We start from the raw sequence: 9,112 nt of genomic DNA on the forward strand, positions 1-9,112 counted from the left end.
CTCAATGCTTTTTTAAGCCAGAATCAACCCGAACAGTAAGCGTCGCAGTTTCGGTGCTAGCCATCACGCCCTCCCAGAATGACTGCAAATGTATGGCATCAATATTCGGTATGCGATTACCTTGCTCTTGGGTGTGAGGTTAGGAGTCATGCTGATTTTTTTGCCTTTTACCGAGTTTTTCGTTTTCCACCGGTACTTCCCGCTTGGCAACGGGTGGGTTCAGCGAGCGTTGATTTACGTGGGCGCTTACACGGACACTCGCGAAGGATGAAGCTTAGGGGATCGCGATTTTCAGTCTCGGAACATCAGGCGGCGTATCTGTCTGAAGCTCAGGTCGCCGTAAGTCAGCAGATTGTTATTAAAGCTGCGCAGTTGATAGTGCTCGCCCATGCGTCGTTGATACTCTGCCCGCAGCTCTAAAATTTTCTGCTCACCGACGATTTCCTTCCCGGGTGGGTGCGGCGTTTGTGAGTCGCGCTGCACCTCGATAAAGGCGTTGGTGGGCTCCATTCCGATCTCAGTGACGTAATAGTCCACCGCCTCTTCGAAGCTCATTTTACCTTGGGCCATTAGCACCTTGGTGACGATACGCGCGTTGCGCCACTGTCGCATCTGCAGGCGCCCCATACGATGCTTGAGCGCTGCCACATGACTGAAGCGATCCTCGAAGTAACCTTCGTCTTCAAGCAGCTTTTCCAGATAAAAAGACCAGGCCTGGCTGAAATAACCTGTGGATAGACCGCGACGAATGTCGCTGTCAACGTGCTCCTTTGCAGCGGCAATCTGCACGTTATGTCCCAGCCACTCGTGATAGGAAATTATGTGGGTCCAGTAGGGATTGTAGGAACGGATACGACTAGCCGCTTCCTTGTCGCTGAGGCGCTCTTCCAGCGGAGTGATGATGTAATAACCGGATTGACGGCCCGCGACGTCGGGGCCACGAGTCGCACCGCCAAAGGACAGAATGCGCCGCGCCATCGGTGGGGTGGTCCTTGCGCCGTAGTCAATGTAGTCCGGGATCGTGACGACGTGATCACCCTCTTCCCTTAGCCAGGATGATGCGATATCCACGAAACGCTGCGCCATGGGGAGTACCTCGCTCCAGGCGGGCGCTTCGTCTAGCATGACCTCCCAAACCCGCTGCAGATCGCCCGAGGGGTGGATGCGCTTGGCCAGGGCCTGCATTGCCTCCCGGGTTTCCTGCATGTCCGTCTGGGCAAATGAGAGCATCCGCGACAGCGGCCAGTCCGTAAGTTCTTCCTTTGTAAATTGCAGGTATTCGATCCATTGTGGATCCCAACTCGCCGAGCGATCCGAGCGCGGCAGCAGTTCTTTTTCGAGAAACCGCTCATAGCGGCCGACGGCGGCATCGGCGGCTTGTGCGGCAGCGAGGAGCTCGGCCTTGAGCGCCGGATCGTCTACCGGTGTTTCCGGAACATACTCGCGTAGCAACATATGTGCGTAATAGGTCTCGTACATTGCGTTTTCTGTCCACACACGGGCCGGGCGCTCGAGGTTGGCTTCGGCGTTTTTCAGTACGACTGGTAGCAGCAACAGTTCTTCTAAGGCCTCGCGAACGCCGGAGTCTGGTATCGCGCCCGGGCGCACGAACAGACGATTGGTTTTGCTGAGTGCAAAATACGAGGCGGGATGCAGGGTGTGTAGCCTCACGGTTTCGACCTCAAAGATTCGGGTCTTGACCTGGGACGACAGCAGAGAGTGATCAACCTGATCGTCCAGGGACAGCGCGGTGTAGTCGACGGCATCGAGTTCAGCCAGAACCCCCTTATACTCAGTCAGGGCGGCCGCGTACTCGGATTGGGATCGCTCCACAATACTCACGGAAAAATAGCGTTCTGCCGCTGCTTCTAAAGTAGCTCCGGGCGCGGGTGTATGCGCCTGCACCGCGATGGAGAGCCCCGTGATTGCAACGCCCAGGAGCAACAGTAGGAAGCTCAATCCGAGAACCGGGTGTTTTTGGAAGTGCGCCATCGCGTTGTTGTCCTTGCTTAGGGATTTAGTCACAGCTTACATGATGGTACCGTCAAATTAACTGCCTGGAATTGATAGAGTCGGCCGATGAATACCTACAAGCGCCACCGATTCCCTCCCGAAATAATCAGTTATGCAGTCTGTCTCTACTTTAGATTCAACTTCAGTCACCGTAACCACGGTGCCCTCGCCTCAATCGACGGGCATAGATGGCTCCGAACTTGATGCACCAAAGACGGATCGATTCACGGGTGACGTTGATACCACGCTCAGCCATTAGATCTTCAATATCTCGATGACTCAGATAAAAGCGATAGTAGAGTCAGACGGCGTAGGAAATGATAGCTGGTGGAAATCGGTGACGTTTGTACACATTCGTTCGCCTATTCTGACAATTTTAGGTACTTAACTTGGCAATACCGCCCAGCGGTCTGTAACCGCGAGCGCACCTGATCCATACAAAACGTTCTCGCTACACAGCGTTTATTCGTCCTATACTCCGAACGCTTTAGGGCAGGGCGGGAGTTGGCTGGTGAGTGAAACGTCGGAGGATCATCTTAGCGATAAAGGAAGCGGCGGTTCGCCGGTGACGGACATGTCGAGCATGGAGCGTGAGTACGTTCATGCTGAGAGTCTTTTTCACCCATCCGTTTTTTGGGAGAAACTCCGGCAAAAAAACATTCATTGGCTTTCACATTACGGGTTCGAGAGCTTCAAGCGCACAGTCAACAATAATTATTTCAATTGGATGGTGTCTCTATCATCCCCGTACCTGTACCGGATGCTGCTGGCATATCTGAAACGCAACCGCTTTAACCCTAAGGCGATTGCAGCACTCATTACAACTAACCTCTCCGTCAAAGGACTTCACACAACCTATATTTCAGATAAGACCCGCCTCCGATGGATCGACAGAAAGCTCTATGCCATCTATCTACTTTGCCTAAATGACTATGTTGAAGCGGTCGATACGGCGAGCCTGTTTTACGTCCTGCAGGAACCATTGTTAGGTGACCCGATCGCAATGGAAGTGGGTGGTAGGCGGGTAAGTCAGGACATCTGCAATTCCTATCTTGAATATGCCTACTTTGTTGATGTAGTGGCAGGAATAGAGCGACCGGTGATCGCGGAGATTGGGGGTGGCTATGGCAGATTATTCTACGTGATCGCAACGCTGATGGCGGGAAAGAGCAAACGATTGATCATGATAGATATACCACCCGCACTCCACTTATCGCAATGGTACTTAAGCTCCCTTTTCCCGGATTTACGTATCTTTATGTGGAGGCCTTTCGAAGACTATGTGGACGTTGCCGCTCAAATCGAAAATTCGGATATTGCGTTTCTATTGCCACACCAGCTGCAACTATTGCCCGACCGGAGCATCGACCTCCTGATAAACATCAGCTCTTTTCAGGAGATGAACCTGAAGCAGATCCATCGCTATTATGAGCTTATTGACGTCAAAGCTAGGAATTTTTACACCAAGCAATGGCTCCATTGGAATAATCCGGAAGACAACACCAGTATGCCTGCGGTGGTATATCCCACGCGTCCCGCGTGGAATATTGTTAAGGCGGGAGTAAATCCGGTCCACAAGGAGTTCTTCGAAGCCATTTTTGAGATTCCCTGAGCGTCCCTTGTCCGCCCAGCCGACTAGCGACCTAAGCTACGCTGTGCCCCCGATTTGTGACCTGCCGAGCGCCTTCTCGCTTAACGGTATCGCCAAGTTAACCGGCTGCAATAGGTAAACTTTGCTCATGAATACATATAAACGGTACTGACAAGTTAACCCAGCCACATTGATAGAATCGGCCGATGAATACCTACAAGCGGTACCGATTCCCTCCCGATATCATCAGCTATACAGTGCCCAAAGCACTTCGTGAGGCAGGCTCTCTGGCTCTACTATTGCTTCAATCTGAGACACCGGGATATCGAGGATCTACTCGCTGAACGTGGTATCACTGTCAGCCGTGAGGCCATCAGGCTCTGGTGCATCAATGTATGCTCGGAGACTCAAGCGAAAGCACCGAGGCTACGGTGATACCTTCTACATCGATGAAGTCTTCATCAAGATAAACGGCAAGCAGCACTATCTGTGGCGGGCGGTCGACCCGGATGGTGAAGTCGTTGATGTGTATCTTTAAGCAAAGCGTGATGCGGCCGCTGCTAAGCGTTTCTTTAGAAGGCTACTACAAAGTCATGGCGGTGAACCCAAGAAGATCGTGACGGATAAGTTGCGGAGCTACGGCGTTGCTCATCGAGAAATAATGCCAGACGTTATTCATGACAACAGCCAATATGCCAACAATCGGGCAGAGCAATCGCATGAGGCGACCAGGGTGCCGGAGCGAGGTATGCGGAGGTTCAAGGCAGTAAAGCAGGCTCGGAGATTCCTGGCTGCTTATGCGGCGGTCAGCAATCTTTTCAATCTTGGTCGACATCGGGTTCGTGTGCAGCACTATCGGGATCTTAGGGTAGGTGCGTTTGAAGAATGGAGTAGGACAGTTGCTTGAGTTAACTTGGCAGAACCGTAATGGGCCCTCGGGGGATCGAACCCCGGACCTGCCGATTCTGGCTACCAGAGCCTTCACTCTGTCCTGGACTATATCATCACCCCGGCTTTAACCGCTGGGGTGCTGGACGCTAACCGTGTATTACGCAGCAAGTTCGTGCTGCCCCACGTAGTCTCTGCACCTTCCTACTGCGCTTGGTAGGCTTGGCTCAGGATGGCCACCGCCATGACGCGCTGAGGTTTCGCTGCATTCATCCGGTTTTTCCACGAGGCACAAGAGGCCTGCCCTGTTGTTATTCAAGTCAACTTTGCAGTACCGAGCCTAATCCTGCAGCTCCCAGGAGGATGAACGTCGGCAATATGCTTAAACCGAAGCCCAAGCCACGCTTGGCGGGGTCCTGTGTATAGGACCTCGCGTATAGAAATCTACCCACAATGTACACGGCACCAATCGCGGCGATGGTCGTGCCGGGCCAATACACATCTGCCAACAGTAGGGCGGGTAAAAAGCAGACTAATTGCTCGAGTGTATTCATCTGTATACGAAAAGCCCGGTCAAACATTTCATGGCCTGACGTCGCTGGGGCGTCAACCCCGTATTGCCCTCGAGCACGACCCACCATTATTCCGAAATAAAAAAACTGAAAGATAGCTAGGACTGCGATGAGATGTACGTAGTTCATGGAGTTCCTTCGTTGTGATAGGCGGTAGGTGTGGATGCCAGTCAGGCGTTTGTCAGCGAGAATTTTGCTCGAATCTTATCACTTAGAGCTCGTCATCAGTTGTGCCTCACCCAGCGACCCCCAATCGATTGCTCAGACTTATAAAAAAGCTATATAAAACAGAAAGATGGTGGGCCCAGCAGGACTTGAACCTATGACCTATCGATTATGAGGAGCTCGAAGAGCAGTGTATCCATCAACTTAAGCCGAAGAAAGCTAAGCCGTTTTCTCAACGCCGAAGCGTCCCGATACCGAACCAATCCCGAACCCGGCGGGACAGTGGGAGAGGGGAGCTGTGTCGCAAGATCAAGAAACGTAGGGGCTTTCTCCGTACCGAACACCGAACGATTCTCGAACGGATAGCGTGGTGTCGGTTTTTTGGGTACCTACCTGGTGCCTAATAGCAAAAGCGGACGCTCAGTAGGCCACGATTTGCAGCTTTCGAGCGTCAGAAACCGGCCACCAACCGTCACCTGTAAGTCCCTCGCAAACGCCCGCTTTCGCCTACTAGCAGACCTCGGTGTATCCTTGTTGGAGGAATCTAATAAGGAAATGAAATATGAACTGGGACGCCGTTGGAGCGGTCGGGGAGATTGTAGGGGCCACTGCAGTCGTAGCATCTCTGCTGTATCTCGCTGTTCAGACCCGAGCAAACGCCAAGGCCCTGCGCGCAAATGCAATTTGGAACTCAGAAACAGTTTTTGGCGCCGTCAACTATTCGCACGGCGCTAACCCTGAATGGGCTCATTTGATCAGTCGTTCTGTCTCACCTGGCGTCACAATGAGTGACCTCAGCCCAACAGAGCAGAGTCAGATTCAATTCACATTTCGAGGGGCTTTACAGTATTTTCAAGCACAGTGGTCTCTTTGGAATGAAGGCCTAGTTCCAGACGAGTTATGGGAGCGACGCCGCAAGGGTTTGCGACAAATGATCGAAGCGCCTGTGATGCGGGAGATTTGGGACGAGGAGGTACGACAGCACACGATCCCCGACGAATTCAAGGTCGCTATAGAATCGACGGCGTTGGAAGGAGCTACATCGATAGGCGGCTTTACTTAAGGCAGCAGGTACTGCCAAGTTAACTCGCCCTACTTGCTAGAATCGATGGATGAATACATACAAACGCCACAGATTCCCGCCCGATATCATTTCCTACGCCGTTTGGCTCTACTATCGCTTCAATCTAAGCTATCGCGATATCGAGGGTCTACTGGCTGAACGAGGCATCACTGTCAGCCGAGGAGCAATCCGCCCGTGGTGCATCAAGTTCGGGAACGAGGGATGCGTAAGTTCAAATCAGTTGGTCACGCGCGCAAATTTCTGGTTGCACATCTTGCCGTCTTTAATCTCTTCAACCTCGGCAGGCATTTAGTCCGTGCTCAGTACTACCGCGAGCTCAGGATGAATGCGTTCGCTGAATGGAGCCGGGCAGTAGCTTGAGCGTGGAGAGCAGATTTCTCAGATCAAGAGAAGTTAATTTGCCAATACCCGGTAGGGCGTCCTCAGGGTGCAAACCACCTTGCCGGTGGAACTCAGCGAAAGGCGGGGCTGATTTTTCTACTGCCCTGAGAGGCGCTCTCTCATCCAGTTGATCAATCCCCCGCGCAGCAGGAACAGCACTTGTCGCGGTGACATCTGGTGACACACTTGGAACGTGATCTGGCGCGTGACATTCTCGACCGCAAGCTCGCCACTTTCTGTCAGCGCTCGCTGCAAGTCGGTCAGGCGCAGCACATCGCCGGCCTGGATGCCGTCGTAGTCCGCCGGGTCGACGAAGGTCAGCGCCAGCACGCCGAAGTTGATCAGGTTTTGCGAGTGAATCCGCGCGAAGCTCTTGGCCAGGACGGCGCGCAGCCCGAGGTACTGCGGGCCCAGTGCCGCGTGCTCGCGACTCGATCCTTGCCCGTAATTGTTCCCGCCCACCACGATGTGGCCGGGTACTTGTTTGGCTCGCGCGGCGTAGGTGGGATCGAGCCTGTCGAAGGAGAACTCGGCGATCCTGGGAATGTTGCTGCGGAACGGCAGCACGCGCAACCCTGGCGGCATGATCTCATCGGTAGAAATATCGTCCGCCAACTTGAGCAGAACCGACACTTCGATCTCATCAGACAACGTCTCGAAGTTCGGCAGCGAAGCGATGTTCGGGCCCTTCGCGAGGTCCACGTGCAGCGCCTCATCAAGCGGCAACGGCGGCATGAACATCGCGCGGTTGATCATCGGTTGATCCGGATCTGCGATGCGTGGGTAGGGGATGTCAAGTGTCCGCGGGTCGGTAATCACGCCGGTGAGCGCCGACGCCGTGGCGGTCTCTGGACTAACCAGACATACCTTGTCCTCGCGGGTGCCTGAACGGCCCGGGAAGTTGCGCGGCACCGTGCGCAAAGAGAGTTCATTTGTGGCCGGCGCCTGACCCATGCCGATGCAGCCGTTGCAGCCGGCTTGGTGCAGCCGCGCGCCGGCGTGCAGCAGGTGGGCTACGTGCCCGTCGCGCACCAAGGTTTCTAGCTGCGCTCGGGACGTGGGGTTAACATCGAACGAAACGCGATCATTCACCTGCCGGCCCTGCACCATCATGGCGGAAACGGCGAAGTCGCGGTAGCCAGGATTGGCCGACGAGCCGATATACGCCTGATAGATCCGCTCGCCCGCGACTTCGCTGACCGGGCGTACATTCCCCGGGCTGGAGGGCATGGCGATCAGCGGCACCAGATTCGACAGATCGATTTCGTCGTGCACGTCGTAGGCCGCGCCGGGATCCGCGGCCAGCTCCACCCAGTCCTCTTCTCGCTGCCACGCACGCAAGAAGCGTCGCACCTCCTGGTCGGACGGAAAAACGGTGGTGGTCGCGCCCAGCTCGGCACCCATGTTGGCGATCACGTGCCGATCCATCGCGCTCAACGTGGCCAGCCCGGGTCCGTAGTATTCAACGATCCGGCCCAGCCCGCCACCCACGCCGTGGCGGCGCAACATCTCCAGGATCAGGTCCTTGGCGCTCACCCAGTCCGGCAACTGGCCGGTGAGCTTCACGCCCCAGATCAGTGGCATGCGCGTAAAGAACGCCTCGCCCGCCATTGCCAGCGCCACTTCCAGCCCTCCAGCGCCGATGGCCAGCATGCCAATCGCGCCGGCCGCCGGCGTGTGACTGTCAGAGCCGAGGAGCGTCTTGCCCGGCTTGCCGAAATTTTCCTGGTGGCACGGATGACTCACCCCGTTGCCAGGCCGCGAGTACCACACGCCGAATCGCTGGCAGGCGCTACGCAAAAAAAGGTGGTCGTCGGGGTTCTTGTAGTCCTCCTGGATGATGTTGTGGTCAACGTACTGGACGCTGATCTCGGTCTTCACCCGGTCCAGGTCCATCGCCTCCAACTCCAGCATCACCAGCGTGCCGGTGGCGTCTTGGGTGAGCGTCTGGTCGATGCGGATCCCAATCTCCTCGCCGGGCGTCATGTCACCGTGCACCAGATGCGATTGGATCAGTTTTTGCGTGACGTTCATTCTCATGTTCATTCTCCCAAGTTGTTCAGGGCGCTGAAGATATCGTTGCCGTCCTCTTCAACGCGTCAAATGTGACGTAACCCGCTGCAGCCGCCATAAGTATAAGAAGTATAAATGGGGTGTCGAGGGTAACTGGTCATCGGGGTCAGGTCTCCCATTTCCCAAGCTCGTACGCTTTCACCCTCCGCGATATCGTACTCCTACCTTTATCATAGTGGGCGTCTCGTTCCTCAAGCGTGTAATGCCCACTGAGGTACGCCATCACCATTGCAAGGTCTCCACCAATATAGATGTTATCGAAGTGTTCCAACGGTCTCTTGGCAACCAGAACCTGCACTCTGGGTACTTCGCGGATTTTTCCATTAGGATCCAATTTGTCCAGCG

The 9,112-nt window shown here is 54.8% G+C and carries 7 protein-coding genes and 4 pseudogenes; 6 read left to right on the top strand and 5 right to left on the bottom strand.

Translation table 11 applies throughout. The annotated features are described in order from the left end of the window. Window positions 1–291 precede the first annotated feature (291 nt). On the bottom strand, window positions 292–2,025 hold the full coding sequence (locus ACI9KD_RS16130; protein WP_414982199.1) for a DUF885 family protein: 1,734 nt from the start codon (window positions 2,023–2,025) through the stop codon (window positions 292–294). A 54-nt stretch (window positions 2,026–2,079) separates the two neighbouring features. Between ACI9KD_RS16130 and ACI9KD_RS16135 the strand changes: the two are divergent. Beyond that, a pseudogene (locus tag ACI9KD_RS16135) lies at window positions 2,080–2,166 on the top strand (IS6 family transposase); the annotation flags it as partial. Window positions 2,167–2,179: 13 nt separating this feature from the next. On the opposite strand, the pseudogene ACI9KD_RS16140 reads toward ACI9KD_RS16135, so the two are convergent. Then, a pseudogene (locus ACI9KD_RS16140) lies at window positions 2,180–2,365 on the bottom strand (IS6 family transposase); the annotation flags it as partial. 159 nt (window positions 2,366–2,524) lie between these two features. Here ACI9KD_RS16140 and ACI9KD_RS16145 point away from each other — a divergent pair. The 3 genes and pseudogenes from ACI9KD_RS16145 to ACI9KD_RS16155 all read left to right on the top strand — a co-directional run bounded on the left by ACI9KD_RS16145 (window position 2,525) and on the right by ACI9KD_RS16155 (window position 4,511). Further along, window positions 2,525–3,625, top strand: coding sequence for a putative sugar O-methyltransferase (locus ACI9KD_RS16145; RefSeq protein WP_414982200.1), 1,101 nt, complete (start codon window positions 2,525–2,527; stop codon window positions 3,623–3,625). 185 nt (window positions 3,626–3,810) lie between these two features. Further along, entirely contained in the window at window positions 3,811–3,948 is a 138-nt protein-coding gene (locus ACI9KD_RS16150; protein ID WP_414982201.1) for a hypothetical protein, read from the top strand. A gap of 47 nt (window positions 3,949–3,995) precedes the next feature. After that, window positions 3,996–4,511 (top strand): annotated as a pseudogene (locus tag ACI9KD_RS16155) (IS6 family transposase). Window positions 4,512–4,812: 301 nt separating this feature from the next. On the opposite strand, the gene ACI9KD_RS16160 reads toward ACI9KD_RS16155, so the two are convergent. Beyond that, a complete protein-coding gene (locus tag ACI9KD_RS16160) occupies window positions 4,813–5,193 on the bottom strand; it encodes an MAPEG family protein (RefSeq protein ID WP_414982202.1) in 381 nt (126 codons plus the stop codon). Window positions 5,194–5,791: 598 nt separating this feature from the next. Here ACI9KD_RS16160 and ACI9KD_RS16165 point away from each other — a divergent pair. Both ACI9KD_RS16165 and ACI9KD_RS16170 read left to right on the top strand, forming a co-directional pair. Further along, window positions 5,792–6,292: a hypothetical protein gene (locus ACI9KD_RS16165; protein WP_414982203.1), complete on the top strand. Its 501-nt coding sequence runs from the start codon at window positions 5,792–5,794 to the stop codon at window positions 6,290–6,292. Window positions 6,293–6,341: 49 nt separating this feature from the next. Beyond that, window positions 6,342–6,506 (top strand): annotated as a pseudogene (locus ACI9KD_RS16170) (IS6 family transposase); the annotation flags it as partial. Between the two features lie 284 nt (window positions 6,507–6,790). On the opposite strand, the gene ACI9KD_RS16175 reads toward ACI9KD_RS16170, so the two are convergent. Together ACI9KD_RS16175 and ACI9KD_RS16180 are read right to left on the bottom strand one after the other, a co-directional pair. Continuing rightward, a complete protein-coding gene (locus tag ACI9KD_RS16175; RefSeq protein ID WP_414982204.1) occupies window positions 6,791–8,728 on the bottom strand; it encodes an aconitate hydratase in 1,938 nt (645 codons plus the stop codon). A 145-nt stretch (window positions 8,729–8,873) separates the two neighbouring features. Further along, the coding region (locus ACI9KD_RS16180; protein ID WP_414982205.1) for a hypothetical protein at window positions 8,874–9,112 on the bottom strand (239 nt) is incomplete at its 5' end.

Source organism: Congregibacter sp. (assembly GCF_047617445.1).
Classification (GTDB): domain Bacteria; phylum Pseudomonadota; class Gammaproteobacteria; order Pseudomonadales; family Halieaceae; genus Congregibacter.

What these genes read in the sequence shown, in the direction of transcription:
- ACI9KD_RS16150 (WP_414982201.1), top strand. Translation starts at nt 3,811, where the DNA reads ATGAATACCTACAAGCGGTACCGATTCCCTCCCGATATCATCAGCTAT.
- ACI9KD_RS16160 (WP_414982202.1), bottom strand. Translation starts at nt 5,193, where the DNA reads ATGAACTACGTACATCTCATCGCAGTCCTAGCTATCTTTCAGTTTTTT.
- ACI9KD_RS16165 (WP_414982203.1), top strand. Translation starts at nt 5,792, where the DNA reads ATGAACTGGGACGCCGTTGGAGCGGTCGGGGAGATTGTAGGGGCCACT.
- ACI9KD_RS16175 (WP_414982204.1), bottom strand. Translation starts at nt 8,728, where the DNA reads ATGAACGTCACGCAAAAACTGATCCAATCGCATCTGGTGCACGGTGAC.